Here is a 16,097-nt window from a genome sequence, read left to right as displayed (position 1 = left end):
AGAACGGCCTTCGCTACCGGTCAGGATTCGGCGACCGGAGCCTTCCGGTTGACTGGCTTATTAAGGAAAAGCTAATGGACTGGCGGTTTTGCCGCGAATTCGCCCCGATCTTTGACGAGAGCGGTACCGACGACCATGCCCGCATAATTTTTATCAACCCTTGCGGAGAAAACGAAGTCCCGATGATCTCGGACAAAGCCACAGTTGGCGTCGTGGTGCCGATGTTCAATGCCGAGCGAACCATTCGCTCTACCCTGACCAGCATCTGCCGGCAGAGCTACCGGACATTGGACATCGTCGTGGTCGACGATGGATCGACGGACGGGTCCGCATCGATCGTGGCCTCCTGCGCCGAGAAGGATCGGCGCATACGCCTCATAGGGCAGTCAAATGGCGGTGTCGCGCACGCTCGCAACAGCGGTGCCGCTTCTACTGAGGCAGAGTTTCTGGCGTTTGTCGACGCGGATGATCTTTGGGCTCCATCCAAAATCGCACTTCAGTTGGGCGCGCTGAGGGACGGGGGCTCGTCAGCAGGCCTGGCCTATTGTTGGTTTGCGCATATCGACGAGGACGATCGGGTCTTCTCGCTGCACAATCAGCCCGATGCCCAAGGTCACGTTCTCCAGCGCATGTGCAGACAAAATTTTGTCGGTAACGGAAGTTCGATGCTTGTCCGCCGCTCCGCATTCGAGCGAGCCGGACAATTCGATCCGTCGCTGCGAGCCAGGAGCGCACAAGGGTGCGAGGACCTTCTGATGTGTCTGAGAATAGCGGAAAGTTACGAGTTCCGCGTCGTGCCCCAGTACCTCGTGGGTTACCGGATGACGAATTTCAACATGTCGAGCGATGTCATGCAGATGCTTCGTTCCTGTGAAATTGTCCTTGCCGAGTTTCGTCGAAAATATCCGCAATTCGAAAGTGATCTTGATGCCCATCTGGTCGACATGATCCAGTGGCTTGCCACAAGAGCTTTGATTGAGGGACGGTTTCGCGCGGCCGGCAGCCTGTTGAAGACGTCAGTCACCCTGGACCCGCGCACGACGATTTCGCGTTTGCCCGACATGGTAAACTCATATTGCCGGGCCAGGCTGGTTCCTCGCTGGATCAAGGTTGGCATGAAACGGATGCTACGCACAGACGCCGAGTTTCGGCCTGTTTACGGCGAAATTAGCTGGTGAAGATGTCATCCACCCCAGACGGGCACGCGAATATACTGAAAGCGGAACTGCGCGAGATGTTTGGCGTGGAAGGCTGCGCGGGTGTCCGCCATGTGGATTTGGACATCCAAGATGCTCCCGAAGGCTGCGATGCCGGCATGATCGTCTTGTGGCGCGGCGGACTGCCGGTCGGGCATTTGCTCAGGGCGAGCGACGGAGAGTGCCGCATTGCCCCGATGGCGACCGCTCGAGACTCAAGCCTGATTGCACCGGTTCTGGACCTGCCGAGCGCCAGCGTGGTCATCTGCACGCGCGACAGGCCGAACGAATTGCGGCGCTGCCTCGCCTCGCTTCCTCGGCAAACCTTCCCGCCTGAAGAGATCATTGTGGTTGACAACGCATCGAGAGGCAGCGAAACGCGCGAGGTAGCGGTCGCTGCCGGCGCGATCTATGTGCGCGAGGATCGACCTGGCCTGGATATAGCCCGCAACCGGGGAGCCTTGTGTGCATCCTCGGAGATCGTTGCATACACCGATGATGACGTTCTGCTTCATCCGCAATGGCTTGAGCGGCTGGTCACGGCATTCGACGGTCCCTCGATCGGCGCGGTGACGGGTCTCGTATTGCCCGCCGAGCTTGCCTCCGAAGCGCAGCGCTATTTCGAGACATTCTGGAGTTTCGGGCAGGGCTATACACCCCGAATTTTCCGCGCGGCCGATTTTGCCGCCAGCAGGCACGAGGTGTTCCCAGCCTGGAAAATCGGGGCCGGCGCCAGCATGGCGTTCCGGCGCGACGTGTTCGACCATGCCGGGTTGTTCGACGAGCGCCTCGACGTCGGTCAGGCCGGATGTTCGGGCGATTCCGAATATTGGTACCGGCTGCTCGCCAATGGATATGACTGCCGTTATCAGCCCACCTCCGTCGCGTTCCATTTCCACAGGCGGACCATGGAAGGCTTGGCCAAGCAAATCTACTCCTACATGCGCGGTCACTCAGCGGCGTTGCTCGTCCAGCACGAACGGACCGGCGTCAAGGCGAATTTGACGCAGGTTCTCAAATGGAAGCCACTTTGGTACCTTGGCAGGGTTCGCAGGAGGCTGCTTGGACGCAGGGTCCCTGAGGACCATTTCCTTTGGCAGGAAATCGCCGGCTATGCTTCGGGAATCCTGTTCTACCTCCGAACCAGGCGCGGGTAAGACGGCGTGGCGCATAATCCCTTGGTTTCAGTCGTGGTGCCTGCCCGGAACGCCGAGGTCACGCTCACACAGGCGCTCGATTGCCTCCTCGCTCAGGGTATCGCCGATTGGGAGGCGATCATTGTCGACGACGGCTCGACGGATAATACCGCACAAATCATCGCCGGTTATGTTGAGCGCGATGCCCGGTTTCGGACAGCGAACTCTTGCGCCCATTGCGCCGCGGGGGCGCGCAATGAAGGGATTTCGATGGCGCGTGGCCGCTGGCTGATGTTCCTGGATGCGGACGATTGGGTGGATGCCGGCTTCCTCGCAAAGATGCTCGCCGCACTGGAGGCCGCGCCTGATGCCGTGGCTTGCTATTGCGGTTCCCGGCGCGTGATGCCCGATGGCGCACTGACCCCGTCGAGCATCGCGACCGAGGTTGCGATTGAACCCTTCGAGGCCTTCGCGCGCCGATGTGCCATCCGCACGCACGCGCTGCTGATCGATCGGGCGACAATCGTCGAGTTGGGCGGCTTTGATGTGTCGCTGCACACCTGCGAGGACTGGGATTTGTGGCAGCGCGTCGCACGTCAAGGCAAACCTTGGGTGATGGTCGACGAGCCGCTCGCTTTTTATCGGGCAAGCCCCAACTCGCTCACCCGCAATTCGAGGCAGATGCTGGCAGACGCGGAAATCGTTATCGCCCGCGGCTTTTCCGCCGACTCCAGGGTCAAGCATCCAGCGTCGGCGCATGCCAATGGGGCGATCTCGGCGGACGGCCGCACCGCTTCCCAAGCACTGGCTTGGTTCGCGCTGTGGATCGCGGCAGCTGATTGCGGCCGCGGCGGCGGCGGCTCGATCGACCGGCAGATCTTGCGTGCGCTCCCGGCCAGATATGAATGGGTGCGTGAGATCGCCAAGGTCGTTTTCGACGGCCTGATGGTGGGAAGCCTGTCGGTGCCGGAGCAATTGGCTTCCAGGTGGGACAGGTTCGGCGGCCCCTTGAGCGGTCTGATCATCGACCTCGGCCAAGTCTGGGGCGATCCCGTGGCGGGTCGCCGCGTACAATATCATCTTGAGCAAATGCTTCTCGACTTCGACGATCTTGCCGCGCCGCGCCCGCTGGCGCTAACGCTCGGCATTCGCATCGATGCTCGAAATCCGACCTCGACCGAATTGCCGGAAGGGATCGATCAAATCTACGCCTACCTGATGATCGACGGCAAGATCGAGGCTCTGGTGCAGTTCGGTGCGCTCGGCAGAGTGACAAGGCGTCATTGGATTGAACTGATTCTCGATTTCGTGACTCCTCAGGAGGTCATACGCGGCCTGTCCGGCTACCAGCGCATGGCGTTTCGCTTCCGGAAGGGAGCCGCGCGGCTGACGGGCCGATCGCCCCTTCCAGATCCGCGACAGAACGCCGGAGCCGACAAGCAGGATAAGTTTGCAGCAGACGCATTGCTGTCGGCGGCGGGACGCCGGTCTGATCCGGGCAGCCACTACGACAGACTGGCGCGGTTGGCAGCGGAAGCCGAAGGGCTGGTGCGTTCGAGTGCCGAGGCGGTAGAACCTCTTGCGCCGCCGCGCCGTGTCCGGGCCGAGGGTGGGCGCGACAATGATCGCGCGTCGTTCTGGGATCGCCATTTCGCGACTGAGGATCCCTGGAACTACGGTTCGGCCTATGAGCAGGAAAAATACGAGCGGCAACTCGAAATTCTGCCGGCCGGTCCCATAGAGCGGGCGCTTGAACTGGCCTGCGCGGAGGGCCACTTCACGCGGCAACTGGCGCCGCTGGTGGGCCATTTGACCGCAACCGATATTTCCGCCGTAGCCGTCGAACGCGCGCGCGCGCGCTGCTCGGATCAACTGAATGTCGAGTTCGCCGTGCTGGATTTCGCCGCGGCTGTCCTGCCGGGTGGGATGGACCTGATCATTTGCTCGGAGGTGCTTTATTTCCTGGACGATCCCGCCGAATTGCGGCAACTCGCCTCAAAACTCGTCGCGGCGTTGGCGCCTGGCGGCAGTCTTGTCAGCGCAAACGCATTCGTGCTTCGGGACAATTTGGAACGGACGGGCTTCGATTGGGATAACAAATTCGGCGCTCAGGTGATCTCGCAGACGTTGGCAGCGACGGAAGGCCTCGTCCTCGAGCGATCGATCCAGACCGATCTCTACCGCATCGACCGCTTCCGCCGCGTGTTACCTGAGGATGTGGCAACGGAACCGACGATCGACCATGTCCCAATCCGCGCGCCGATCGAAATAGAGGTCGCGCGAAATATCGTCTGGGGCGGGGCGCGGGCGCTGCGCCGCGAGGTCGCGCGCAGCGAGCGGCGGCAACGCGTCCCTGTTCTCATGTATCACAGCATCTGCGATGAAGGTCCGGCCGCGCTCGCCCGTTATCGGTTGACCCCCGCCGCGTTCGCCGACCAGATGGCATGGCTGCGCGCCAATGGCTTTCACACGATCATTTCCGATCAGCTGGAATGGTTCGTCGCCAACCGCCATCCTTTCGTTGGCCGCCCGGTGCTCATCACCTTCGATGATGGTTTCCAGAACTTTGCCGAACAAACCTGGCCGATCTTGCGAGCGAACGACTTGACCGCGGAGGTCTTCCTGGTGACGGACCTTGTGGGGGAAAGCGCGCGGTGGGATGCCGACTTTGGTCCACCGGCGCCGCTCATGGACGCCGGGACGGTGCGTCGCCTCGCCACCGAAGGTGTATTCTTCGGAAGCCATCTGGCGACGCACCGCGCGATCGATGGTCTTTCGAGCTCCGACCTGGCCGGTGAGCTGTTACGCTCACGGATGTTCATCGAACGGTGGACCGGCCGGCCCACGATGGCGTTCGCGGCACCTTTCTCGGTCACCGACCGACGGCTTGGCCGCCTGGCCAAGGAGTGCGGCTATCGGATCGGCTTTGGCGGCGGACATGGGCCGGCGGACCTTAATAGCGATCCCATCGACCTTCCCCGCATCGAGATTCGCGGCGATCGTTCGCTCGATGACTTTGTTGCCATTTTAGAGGCCGTCCTTGAATGAACGGCGAACCGGTCAGCGTCATTATCCCCGCGTATAACGCGCAAGATACGATCGACGAGACGCTCCGCAGCGTTCGCTCGCAGTCCTACAAGGCGCTTGAGATTATTGTCGTCGACGATGGGTCGCGCGACCAGACTGTTGCCATCGCCCGGCGTCACATGGAGATCGACCCGCGCGTGCGGCTGATCGAGCAGGCAAACGCCGGGGTAGCCGCTGCCCGCAACAGGGGATGGCAAGCGGCGCGATCTGATATGATCGCATTTGTCGATGCCGACGATCTCTGGGCGCCGACTAAGATCGAGCGGCAGATGGCTGTGCTCGATCGGACAGACGAGAAAGTAGGGCTCGTCTACTGCTGGTATTTGGTGGTCGATGCCCAGGGTGCGGTAACCGATGACCGGCATCGGCCAAACTGGCGGGGCGATGTGCTTGAACGCCTCTTCCACGGCAATTTCGTTGGTAACGGCAGCGCCGCCCTGGTACGCCGACAGGCACTGATAGACGCCGGCGGTTTCGAGAGCGGACTGCGAGAGGCCGGTGCGCAGGGTTGTGAAGATATCCTCTTCTATTGTCGCGTCGCCGAAGGGTACCACTTCGAAGTCGTCGAAGAGCCGCTGGTCGGGTATCGCTATTTGCCGGGAAATATGTCGAGCGACATGACCCGCATGCTGCGATCCTGGATGCTCGTGGTGGACGAGATGCTCGGCCGCCACCCGGATGCGGCACCGACGCTGCGTGAGGGCCTGCATTTCTATTCGGCCTGGCTCCTGGAGCGAACGTTGCGCCAGAGGCAACCGCGCTATGTGCTCCCGATCCTGTCACTGTTGCTGCGCCACCATCCGGTGATCGCCATGCGGATAATCGCCTTCGATTTGCCGTGGATCGGTACGCATCTGGCCAAGCGTGTCGCGACGAGGCTGGCGCGCGGTCGGGGGCCGATCCGCCCGCGGGTGACCACGCGCTTCCCGATCGGGGACCTGAAATGAGCGACGCCAAGGATGCCATACGCCGCGGTGCGGTCCGTGCTTCGTTGCGCGATCTTTCACACCTGCTTCGCATCGTTGGAAAGCCGCGCTGGGCGACCCCCGTGCTGCTCGCGCTTGGTTTTCTGTCGTCCTTGGCCGAGACGCTCGGCATCACCCTGATCCTGCTGTTCCTCTATCTGGTGTCCAACCGGATCACGGAGGCAGGAGGTGGCCTTCAAGGTCGAGCGCTGGGCCTGGCAGTCGCCTGGTTCGGTAGTCCTACCCGGCTCGCCTTGGCGATCCTGCTGCTCATCCTCGCGCGCGGGGCGCTGGCGCTGGTATATTCGTTGATCAGCTCCAGCATTGGCGAACGGATCAGCGAACGGTCGCGAAACCTCGTCCACCAACAATATCTCAGGGTCGCTTTCGGAACCATCCAGCAGCACGAGCAATCGCAACTCATGGAGGTGCTCGGGACGGAATCGTGGTTGGTCGCGCAGGCTTATGGCGCGGTCACCCGGCTCATCATAAATAGCTGCTCGATCGTCGTGTTCGCCGTCTTCCTGCTCACTATCTCCTGGAAGATCCTGCTGATCGCAGCCCTCGGCTCAATCGCGATCTCCGCAATCTTGCGCATCTTTTCGCGGCCCGCGCGTGACCTGGGCCATCAGGTGAAGAAGATCCACCAATTGCTCGGCGAGCACATGCTCATGACGCTCCAGGCGTTGCGCACCATCCGCGCCTACGGACAGGAGGCGCTTCATCAGCGCCGCTTCGTGCAATCATCGGCGGCCGCGCGCAACGCTTCGTTGTCCATGATCCGCCTGTCGTCATGGATCGGGCCAACCACCGAGATCGGCTACCTCGGAATGTTGGGCTCCATCGTTCTGGTCTCGGGGTGGTGGCACATCAGCTTCGAGGTGACGCTGGCCGCGGTCGCGCTGCTGTATCGATTGCAACCGCATACCCAGGAGTTCGAAAGCAACCTGCTGTTTCTGGCGCAGATACAGCCGCAACTGCGCTCGGTCCTGGAGATGATCCAGTCCGAGAACAAGGAATATCCATCGCAGGGAACAATCGCGCTCAGGAATTTGGACGCGAGTATCGTCTTCGAGCGCGTCACCTTCGGATATGATCCAAACGCGCCGGTGCTCACGGACCTGTCGCTCGAGATTCCAGCCGGAGTAACCACGGCCCTGATCGGCGCAAGTGGCGCCGGCAAGACCACGATCGTCAATCTCCTCCTGCGGCTGTACGAACCGACCTCCGGAGAGATCAAGATCGACGGTACCCGGCTCCAGGATATCAGGCGGGACGATTGGCTTTCCAAGATCGCGGTGACCGGGCAGGACGTCGACCTGGTCGAGGGCACGGTGACGGAGAACATCCGGATGGCCAAAGCCGATGCGACCGAAGAAGAGATCCTTGCCGCCGCCCGCAGTGCGGGTGTCGCGGCATTCGTCGAGGACCTTCCCGACGGTTACGACACCTGGATCGGACAGGAAGGACTGCGATTTTCCGGTGGCCAGCGACAGCGCATCGGCCTCGCGCGAGCTGTATTGCGCGATCCGGACTTCCTGATCCTGGACGAGGCTATGAACGCACTCGATACCGCGCTCGAGGACCAGGTTCGGCGTGCGATTGATAGAAAGCTTGGCAACAGGACCATTTTGCTGATCACGCACCGCATCGAAACGGCGCGTGACGCCGCAAACGTCATTTGGATAGAGGACGGCAGAGTGAACAGCCAAGGGCCCGCTTCTCTCGTCGTTCCTCAATATCAACGTCGCCAGCACGAAATCGTATGTGCCTCCGAGGCCGAGGGTAAGTGATCCCTACTTGAGGACGCCGCTTTTCTGGATGGTGGCGTAGGGCCACCCGGCCGTCTGGCGTAGCTATCGGCTGCGATACCAAGCCAATGCCGTCTCGACGATCCTGTCGATTCCAGATTGCTCGGGCACCCAGCCGAGTTCCCGGTGCGCCTTGCCGGCCGCGGCCACGAGCGCTGGCGGGTCACCAGCCCTGCGCGGACCGTAGACCACCGGAACGCGCGATCCCGAAGCCCGGTTCACCGCATCGACCAATTCCTTCACCGTCGTTCCGGTTCCGGTTCCGAGATTGTAGACGTCGACACCTTTGTCGCGGAGAAGCTTCTCCCCTGCCAGGACGTGGGCACGCGCGAGATCGGTGACATGGACATAGTCCCGCACCGCGGTTCCATCGCGGGTATCGAAGTCGGTGCCGTTGACGGTAAAGATCCGGCCCGGCCTGACCGCCGCCTCGATAGCGAGCGGTATGACATGTGTTTCCGGTTCATGCCGTTCACCGATCTCGCCGTCGGGATCGCATCCGGCCGCGTTGAAATACCGGAGCATGACCGCGTTCAGACCATGAGCGAATGACAGGCTGTCCACCATCCGTTCTATGATGAATTTCGACCATCCATAGGGATTGATGGGCGACTGCGGATGCATTTCGTCAATCGGCGAGCGAACCGGTACGCCATAGGACGCGCAGGTGCTGGAAAAGATCAGCTTGTCGGCGCCGGCCTTCAGCATTTCCTCGAATAAAACCAGCGAGCCGAAACTGTTGTTTCGATAATAGAGTTCCGGGCGCTCGACGGACTCGCCCACATAGGCGTAGGCGGCGAAATGCGCCACCACATCAGGCTTGTATTGTCGCAGCGCCGCCGACACGGCCGCGGCGTCGCAAATATCGCCCTCGACGAGCGGCCCCCATTTGACCGCGTCGCGCCAACCGCGCGAGAGATTGTCATATGCAATGACGGACCAACCGGCTTCGGCGAAAGCCTTGCAACAATGTGATCCGATATAGCCGGCCCCGCCGGTGACCAGGACTGTCTTCATTCGGCGGCCGCGGGCCGCAAATGCCCAGACGAAGCCAAGCCTTCGAAATAGGCGATGGTCTTGGCAAGACCATCTCGCAATGCGGTTTCCGGCCTCCAATTCAACTCGTGCAAGGCTGTCCCGATATCGGGCTGTCGCTGTTTTGGATCGTCGATCGGCAGCGGCATGAATTCGACAGTCGACCGGCTTCCAGTGAGCTCGATCACAAGATTGGCGAGTTCGAGCATCGTAAATTCGACCGGATTGCCAAGGTTGATCGGACCGGTAACATCGTCAGCTGTCTGCATCATGCGAACCAGACCTACGATGAGATCGTCGACATAACAAAATGAACGTGTCTGCTGGCCCGTGCCGTACACTGTTATCGGCTCGTTCTGCAGTGCTTGCACGATGAAGTTGGAAATGACGCGGCCGTCGTCCGGACGCATCCTCGGGCCGTACGTGTTGAAGATGCGCGCGACTTTGATCCGCAGCCTATGCTGTCGCCAATAGTCGAAAAACAAAGTTTCGGCACATCTTTTGCCTTCGTCGTAACAGGAACGAGGTCCTATCGGGTTTACCCGGCCCCAATAGTCCTCGGTCTGCGGATGAATTTCGGGGTCGCCGTAAACTTCCGACGTGGACGCCTGAAGAATTTTTGCGCGAACGCGCTTGGCCAGGCCCAGCATGTTGATCGCCCCGTGGACGCTGGTCTTGGTCGTCTGGACCGGATCGAACTGGTAGTGAACCGGGCTCGCAGGGCAGGCGAGGTTGTATATCTCGTCAACTTCTACGTAGAGTGGAAACGTGACATCGTGGCGGATGATCTCGAAGGACCTGTTGTCGAGCAAATGCGAGACATTTCTTCGGCTTCCGGTGAAGAAATTGTCGACACATATAACCTCGTGACCTTCGCCAAGCAGTCGCTCGCACAAGAACGATCCCAGGAAACCCGCGCCTCCGGTTACCAGGATTCGTTTTGCCACCTGCATTTTGGGATCTCCAGGCCGATTTAGGATAATTCAGGAACTAGCCTGACAGTTGGGCGACTTTCCAGCCTACCGCTTTCAATTTACATTACCGACAAGACATGTTGCCTAAGTGCGCGCCCAGCGGTGTCTCGGCATTGTTTGGATCACACGAAGGGTATGGGTTGGCCAGACGCCTGCTAACCAGTTGATTTTCCGACGGCTTCTCGCCCTGCGGGTCCACTGTCAGCCTTGACTTAAGACGCCCGCGCGGGCCGATGCGGATGCGCTGCGTGCCCCCGGTCGTGGCCGCCAAAACGCCTTTTCAGCTTTCCTGTTTGAGGTCGCCCGCGCCGGGAGTATTAGTCGCCACGGAATTCGGGAGGAGAAAAAGATGACGCTGAATTTCGACCCGAGGACGAAGGCCACGGCGCTCTATCGTGGCGAATTCAGGCCGATGTTTATCGGCGGCATGTGGGTCGCGGCGCAGTCCGGCGAGGAGATGCAGGCGCTGAACCCGGCGACCGGCGAAGTGCTGGCGACGGTGCCGCGTGGCGGAGCTGCCGATGTCGACGCGGCGGTGGCGGCGGCGCGCGCGGCGTTCGAAGGTCCCTGGTCCAAGTTCTCGCCCTACGAGCGGCAATGCGTGCTGCTCAGGATCGCCGACCTGTTCGAGACACATTGGGAAGACCTCAGCGTCTCCGACACGCTCGACATGGGGCTGCCGATCACGCGCACGCTGGCCAACCGGCGCCGCGTCATCGGCATGCTGCGCTTCTATGGCGGCATGGCGACCGCGCTGCATGGCGAGGCGATCGACAATTCCATTCCCGGCGAGATCGTCACCTTCACAAGGCGCGAGCCGGTCGGCGTCGTCGGCGCGATCATTCCCTGGAATGCGCCGACCGCCGCCTCGATCTGGAAGATCGCGCCGGCGCTCGCCACGGGCTGCACTGTCGTGCTGAAACCTTCGGAGGATGCATCGCTGACGCCGCTGCTGATCGCCCGGCTGATGCAGGAAGCGGGCGTACCCGACGGCGTCGTCAACATCGTCACCGGAACCGGCGCCGAAGCGGGTGCGCGGCTCGCCGAACACCCCGACGTCAACAAGATCGTCTTCACCGGCTCGACGCTGACAGGCCAAGCGATCGCGCGGGCTGGGGTGACCAATCTCAAGCGCGTTTCGCTGGAGCTGGGCGGCAAGTCACCGATCATCGTCTGCCGCGACGCCGATATCGACAAGGCGGTTCCGATCGCGGCGATGGCGGTGTTCGTGCATTCGGGCCAGATCTGCATTGCCGGCTCGCGCCTGTTCGTGGCGCGCGAAATCCATGACGAATTCGTGCGCCGGCTGGCCGAGTTCGCCGGCAGGCTGCGCGTCGGCCACGGCATCCAGGCGGAAACCGAAATCGGGCCGCTCATCAATGCGAGGCAAGCCGGCAAGGTGGAAGGCTACATCAAGGCCGGCAGCGACGAAGGCGCCGAACTGGTCGCCGGCGGCGTGCGGCTGACAGGCGAACTCTATGATGGCGGCAACTTCATCGCGCCGACCGTGTTCGGCGCGGTGTCGGACACCATGACCATCGCGCGCGAAGAGATTTTTGGGCCGGTCATTTCGGCGATGCCGTTCGATACGCTCGACGAGGCCGTCACCCGCGCCAACGCAACGCCCTACGGTCTGGCCGCCGGCATCTTCACCAGCCATCTCGGCACCGCGCACAAGCTGGCGCGCCGCATCAAGGCCGGCTCGGTCTGGGTCAACATGTACCATGCCATCGACCCGGCGGTGCCGTTCGGTGGCATGAAGATGTCCGGCCATGGTCGCGAAGGCGGCATCGAGCACCTGCACGAGTATCTGGAGACGAAGTCGGTCTGGATCCAGACCGACTAGGTGTCCCGACATTCAGGTGAGGCCGGGCGGCATTGCGTGCGGCCGCAAATCGGCTGGCAACGCTCTGGTCCAGGAACTTCTCGTCATCTGAGGATTTGAATATAAGATGGAATCCCAACAGAAGGGTGTTTGCGATGACGACCAAACGGTTAGCGATCTGCGTTCTTGCGGTCGCAATGGGCTTCGGCATGTCCTCGGCATTCGCGGGGGCCAAGCACCGTCACTACCAACAAGGCGAACAGGAACGCTATGTTCCGGCCGACGACGATCTCATCGATTTTCTGTTCGGCGGCCCGCGCTATTATGACCAGCAGTTGTTCACGACGGCTGCGGGGGCCTGCTCCTACCACCGGACTGGTCCGGACGGGTTTGCGATAAACAAGATCAACGATCACCACTGCGGGAAATAATCGGCTGCCGGCCATCAGGCCAGCACGTTGCGAAGGTGACACGGTGCCGGTGTCGCTTCTCTTGCGGGTACAGCGCCTAGGAGGCTCGCATCAGCTTGCCGTAGCGCTTGATCAGCCGATCACGCTTGAGGCGCGTCAGCCTGTGCGTCCAGAACAGCCCGTCGAGCTGATCGATCTCATGTTGGTGGCAAACCGCCAGCAGGCCCTCGGCATCCTCGAACCGCTCATTGCCATCCAGATCCTGATAGCGGACGCGTATGCGGGCGTGCCGCTCGATGTCCTCGGTGACGCCGGGCATCGAAACGCTGCCTTCCGCGTGACGGATCATCTCGGTGGAGGCCTGGATGACAGATGGATTTACATAGATTCCCCGCTTTGCGGCGGAAGGAAGCTGGATCACCACCAGGCGTTTCAAGATGCCGATATGCGGGCCGGTGATGCCGATCCCGGGCGCCGCATGCATGGTGTCGATGAGGTCGCTGGCCAAACCGTGCAGCTCCCTGTCGAACAGCTCTACAGGCTCCGCGACGGCACGAAGGAGGGGATTGGGGAACTTTATGATCGGTCGAACCGCCACTGACCTCGTCCTGTCTGCCAGTCACTTCGTCGGGTGAGGCCGTAGACTACCGGCCAAGCTGGTATAGCCTAACACGGCGCCATCACGGTTCCGCCAGGCCCGCACGGATTTCGGCATCGTGCTCGCCGCGCGCCGGGCTCTTGGCCGATGTCTTTTGTTCCCCTCCGGAAAAGCGCGGCGCAGCAGCCGCCTGAAGCGCGCCGTCCACCGTCTGCCATGTGCCACGCGCGGTCATGTGCGGATGCCGGGCGGCTTCATGGGGGCCAAGCACAGGTCCGACGCAGGCATCGGACCCTTCGAACAGTTTGACCCATTCGTCGCGAGGTCTCGTGGCAAAGATCGCTGCAAGCCGGTGGCCGAGCGCCGGCCAGAGATCGCGATCGAACTGGTTGGCGAATTGCGGATCGGCGGCGAGGCCAAGCCTGTCGAGGAAAAGCGCGTAGAATTTCGGCTCGATGCACTGGACGCTGATGAAGCCGCCATCCGATGTTCGGTAGACGCGGCACCAATGCGGTCCGTCGAGCAGGCTTTGACCGCGCTCGGCTGCGAGCGCGCCAGACTGGCTGAGCGACATCAGCAGGTTCATCATGTGGGCCGAGCCGTCGACGATCGCGGCATCGACGATGGTGCCTTTGCCGCCGCCGCGGACGTTCATGATGCCGGCCAGCATGCCGATCACCAGATAGAGCGCGCCGCCACCTATGTCGCCGACCAGCGTCGGCGGCGCCATGGGCGGTTCTCCCGGCAAGGAGGCGTACCAGAGCGCGCCCGACAGGCCGATATAGTTCATGTCATGTCCTGCGGTGGAAGCCAGCGGTCCGTCCTGGCCCCAGCCGGTCATGCGGCCGTAGACTAGGCGCGGGTTGACGGCGAAGCAGGCCTCCGGGCCGAGCCCGAGACGTTCCAGCACGCCGGGCCGGAATCCCTCGATCAGCCCGTCGGCGGTGGCGATGAGGCGCATCAGCACGGTCACGTCGTCGTCATTCTTCAGGTCGAGCGCGATGGAGCGCTTGCCGCGATCGAGCAGCGAGCGCTCAGGCGCGCCCTGCATGGACGCTAGCTTGCGATGAACGACAATGACATCGGCGCCGTGATCGGCGAGCAACATGCCGGCGAAGGGCGCCGGCCCCAGCGCCTCGATCTCGACGATGCGGATTCCCCTGAGCATCCCATCCTCCACAGCGTTGGTGCTTTGTATTGCGAACTTTTGGCACCGAGAGGGCGACGGTGTGTAACCCCGCTCTTTTGCCATTGAAGCACGTGCCGCTCGCATATACTTCACGGCGATGAAGAAAATCGGTTTCCTGTCATTCGGGCACTGGACGCCCTCGTCGCAATCGCAGGTGCGTTCAGCTTCGGACGCGCTGCTGCAATCCATCGATCTCGCGGTCGCGGCCGAGCAGCTCGGCGCGGACGGCGCCTATTTCCGCGTGCATCACTTCGCCCGCCAGCTCGCATCGCCATTCCCGCTGCTGGCGGCCGTCGGCGCCAAGACCAGCCGCATCGAGATCGGTACGGCGGTCATCGACATGCGCTACGAAAATCCGCTCTACATGGCCGAGGATGCGGGTGCCGCCGACATCATCGCCGGCGGACGCCTGCAGCTCGGCATCAGCCGCGGCTCGCCGGAGCAGGTGATCGATGGCTGGCGTTACTTCGGCTACGTGCCGCAGGAAGGCAAAAGCGACGCCGACATGGCCCGCCATCACGCCGAGGTCTTCCTCGACACGCTGCGCGGCGAAGGCTTCGCCCAGCCTAACCCAAGGCCAATGTTTCCCAATCCGCCCGGCCTGCTCAGGCTCGAGCCGCATTCGGAGGGCTTGCGCGAGCGCATCTGGTGGGGCGCGGCCACCAACGCCACCTCGCAATGGGCGGCGAAGCTCGGCATGAATTTGCAGAGCTCGACGCTGAAATTCGACGAGAGCGGCAAGCCGTTCCATGTCCAGCAGGCGGAGCAGATCCGCATCTATCGCGAGGCGTGGGAGGCGGCCGGACATGAACGCGAACCGCGCGTTTCGGTCAGCCGCAGCATCTTCGCGCTGGTCGACGATCGCGACCGCGCCTATTTCGGCCGCGGCAATGAGAGCCGCGACCAGATCGGCTTCATCGAGGAGAATACGCGGGCGATCTTCGGCCGCAGCTACGCCGCCGAGCCGGACGTGCTGATCAAGGAGCTTGCGCAGGACGAGGCGATTGCCGAGGCCGACACGCTTCTGCTCACGGTTCCCAACCAGCTCGGCGTCGACTACAACGCCCATGTCATCGAGGCGATCCTCACCCATGTCGCGCCGGCGCTCGGCTGGCGCTGACCCATGCGGCGAGCGGTCGTCGGTCTAATAGATCGAGGGAGGTTGCTGCATGTCGAAGAAAGCCCTGATTGCCTGGGGCGGCTGGGAAGGCCACACACCGGAGCGCAGCGCCAACGTCGTGCGCGATATGCTCGAGCGTAACGGGTTCGCGGTCACGCTCGGCCACGGCACGGCGATGTTCGCCGATCCGGACCTCGCTTCATTCGATCTCATCGTGCCTGTCATCACCATGTCGACGATCGAAAAAGCGGAACTGAAGAACCTGACGCAGGCGGTTCGCCAAGGGAGCGGGCTCGGCGGTTTTCACGGCACGATGGGCGACAGTTTTCGCAATGAGCCGGACTACCAGTTCATGACCGGCGGCCAATGGGTCGCGCATCCCGGCGACATCATCGACTATCGTGTCGTCATCGCCCGGCCGGACGACCCGATCACCAGCGGCGTCAGTGGCTTCGCCTACCGGTCGGAGCAATATTACATGCATGTCGACCCGGGCAACGAGGTGCTGGCGACAACCACCTTCACCGACGCGCATTTCCCCGGGATTGGCGGCGTCGTCATGCCGGTCGTCTGGAAGCGGCGTTATGGCGCCGGCAAGGTCTTTTACAGTTCGCTTGGCCACACGGCGGACGAGTTCGCGGTGCCGGAAATGGCGCTGATTGCCGAGCGCGGTTTGCTGTGGGCCGCGCGCTAGCCGTAAGCGCGGTTTCATGAAATCCTGGGCTTAGGGTCGGAGGAGATGCGCGGAGAC

Annotated in this window: 13 protein-coding genes; 9 read left to right on the top strand and 4 right to left on the bottom strand. The window is 62.1% G+C overall.

Translation table 11 applies throughout. The features are described from left to right. The first annotated feature begins 74 nt into the window (after positions 1-74). The 5 genes from FJ960_RS24710 to FJ960_RS24690 all read left to right on the top strand — a co-directional run bounded on the left by FJ960_RS24710 (position 75) and on the right by FJ960_RS24690 (position 8,177). Entirely contained in the window at positions 75-1,178 is a 1,104-nt protein-coding gene (locus FJ960_RS24710) for a glycosyltransferase family A protein (RefSeq protein ID WP_246672936.1), read from the top strand. 92 nt (positions 1,179-1,270) lie between these two features. After that, positions 1,271-2,353: a glycosyltransferase gene (locus tag FJ960_RS24705; protein WP_246672935.1), complete on the top strand. Its 1,083-nt coding sequence runs from the start codon at positions 1,271-1,273 to the stop codon at positions 2,351-2,353. 21 nt (positions 2,354-2,374) lie between these two features. Further along, on the top strand, positions 2,375-5,380 hold the full coding sequence (locus tag FJ960_RS24700; RefSeq protein WP_246672934.1) for a trifunctional glycosyltransferase/class I SAM-dependent methyltransferase/polysaccharide deacetylase: 3,006 nt from the start codon (positions 2,375-2,377) through the stop codon (positions 5,378-5,380). Then, positions 5,377-6,366, top strand: coding sequence for a glycosyltransferase family A protein (locus FJ960_RS24695; RefSeq protein WP_140717473.1), 990 nt, complete (start codon positions 5,377-5,379; stop codon positions 6,364-6,366). Before FJ960_RS24700 ends, FJ960_RS24695 begins: the two co-directional genes overlap by 4 nt. Continuing rightward, on the top strand, positions 6,363-8,177 hold the full coding sequence (locus FJ960_RS24690; RefSeq protein WP_140717471.1) for an ABC transporter ATP-binding protein: 1,815 nt from the start codon (positions 6,363-6,365) through the stop codon (positions 8,175-8,177). The genes FJ960_RS24695 and FJ960_RS24690 overlap by 4 nt, the downstream gene beginning before the upstream one ends. 63 nt (positions 8,178-8,240) lie before the next feature. Here the strand turns inward: FJ960_RS24690 and galE are convergent, their stop codons facing one another. Together galE and FJ960_RS24680 are read right to left on the bottom strand one after the other, a co-directional pair. Beyond that, positions 8,241-9,212: a UDP-glucose 4-epimerase GalE gene (galE, locus tag FJ960_RS24685; protein WP_140717469.1), complete on the bottom strand. Its 972-nt coding sequence runs from the start codon at positions 9,210-9,212 to the stop codon at positions 8,241-8,243. Then, complete coding sequence (locus tag FJ960_RS24680) at positions 9,209-10,183, bottom strand: UDP-glucuronic acid decarboxylase family protein (RefSeq protein ID WP_140717467.1); 975 nt, start codon at positions 10,181-10,183, stop codon at positions 9,209-9,211. Before FJ960_RS24680 ends, galE begins: the two co-directional genes overlap by 4 nt. 370 nt (positions 10,184-10,553) lie before the next feature. Here FJ960_RS24680 and FJ960_RS24675 point away from each other — a divergent pair, with 370 nt between their 5' ends. Both FJ960_RS24675 and FJ960_RS24670 read left to right on the top strand, forming a co-directional pair. After that, entirely contained in the window at positions 10,554-12,050 is a 1,497-nt protein-coding gene (locus FJ960_RS24675; protein WP_140717465.1) for an aldehyde dehydrogenase family protein, read from the top strand. Between the two features lie 134 nt (positions 12,051-12,184). Continuing rightward, a complete protein-coding gene (locus tag FJ960_RS24670) occupies positions 12,185-12,460 on the top strand; it encodes a hypothetical protein (protein ID WP_140717463.1) in 276 nt (91 codons plus the stop codon). Between the two features lie 76 nt (positions 12,461-12,536). Here the strand turns inward: FJ960_RS24670 and FJ960_RS24665 are convergent, their stop codons facing one another. Both FJ960_RS24665 and FJ960_RS24660 read right to left on the bottom strand, forming a co-directional pair. Further along, positions 12,537-13,037 (bottom strand): peptide deformylase, encoded by a 501-nt coding sequence (locus tag FJ960_RS24665; protein ID WP_140717461.1) that lies wholly within the window; start codon positions 13,035-13,037, stop codon positions 12,537-12,539. An 82-nt stretch (positions 13,038-13,119) separates the two neighbouring features. Next, on the bottom strand, positions 13,120-14,205 hold the full coding sequence (locus FJ960_RS24660; RefSeq protein ID WP_140717459.1) for a CaiB/BaiF CoA-transferase family protein: 1,086 nt from the start codon (positions 14,203-14,205) through the stop codon (positions 13,120-13,122). A 118-nt stretch (positions 14,206-14,323) separates the two neighbouring features. Between FJ960_RS24660 and FJ960_RS24655 the strand changes: the two genes are divergently transcribed. Further along, positions 14,324-15,346 (top strand): LLM class flavin-dependent oxidoreductase, encoded by a 1,023-nt coding sequence (locus tag FJ960_RS24655; RefSeq protein WP_140509289.1) that lies wholly within the window; start codon positions 14,324-14,326, stop codon positions 15,344-15,346. Positions 15,347-15,395: 49 nt separating this feature from the next. Further along, complete coding sequence (locus FJ960_RS24650; RefSeq protein ID WP_140509287.1) at positions 15,396-16,040, top strand: ThuA domain-containing protein; 645 nt, start codon at positions 15,396-15,398, stop codon at positions 16,038-16,040. Positions 16,041-16,097: the final 57 nt, after the last annotated feature.

This window comes from Mesorhizobium sp. B2-3-11, from assembly GCF_006442215.1.
GTDB classification, from domain to species: domain Bacteria; phylum Pseudomonadota; class Alphaproteobacteria; order Rhizobiales; family Rhizobiaceae; genus Mesorhizobium; species Mesorhizobium salmacidum.
Note: the sequence above shows the minus strand (reverse complement) of the source record. Positions and strands in the feature narration are given on the sequence as shown.

Coding starts and splice junctions, on each gene's coding strand:
- FJ960_RS24660 (WP_140717459.1), bottom strand. CDS start 14,205: ATGCTCAGGGGAATCCGCATCGTCGAGATCGAGGCGCTGGGGCCGGCG.
- FJ960_RS24650 (WP_140509287.1), top strand. CDS start 15,396: ATGTCGAAGAAAGCCCTGATTGCCTGGGGCGGCTGGGAAGGCCACACA.
- galE (WP_140717469.1), bottom strand. CDS start 9,212: ATGAAGACAGTCCTGGTCACCGGCGGGGCCGGCTATATCGGATCACAT.
- FJ960_RS24710 (WP_246672936.1), top strand. CDS start 75: ATGGACTGGCGGTTTTGCCGCGAATTCGCCCCGATCTTTGACGAGAGC.
- FJ960_RS24680 (WP_140717467.1), bottom strand. CDS start 10,183: ATGCAGGTGGCAAAACGAATCCTGGTAACCGGAGGCGCGGGTTTCCTG.
- FJ960_RS24655 (WP_140509289.1), top strand. CDS start 14,324: ATGAAGAAAATCGGTTTCCTGTCATTCGGGCACTGGACGCCCTCGTCG.
- FJ960_RS24675 (WP_140717465.1), top strand. CDS start 10,554: ATGACGCTGAATTTCGACCCGAGGACGAAGGCCACGGCGCTCTATCGT.
- FJ960_RS24670 (WP_140717463.1), top strand. CDS start 12,185: ATGACGACCAAACGGTTAGCGATCTGCGTTCTTGCGGTCGCAATGGGC.
- FJ960_RS24695 (WP_140717473.1), top strand. CDS start 5,377: ATGAACGGCGAACCGGTCAGCGTCATTATCCCCGCGTATAACGCGCAA.
- FJ960_RS24690 (WP_140717471.1), top strand. CDS start 6,363: ATGAGCGACGCCAAGGATGCCATACGCCGCGGTGCGGTCCGTGCTTCG.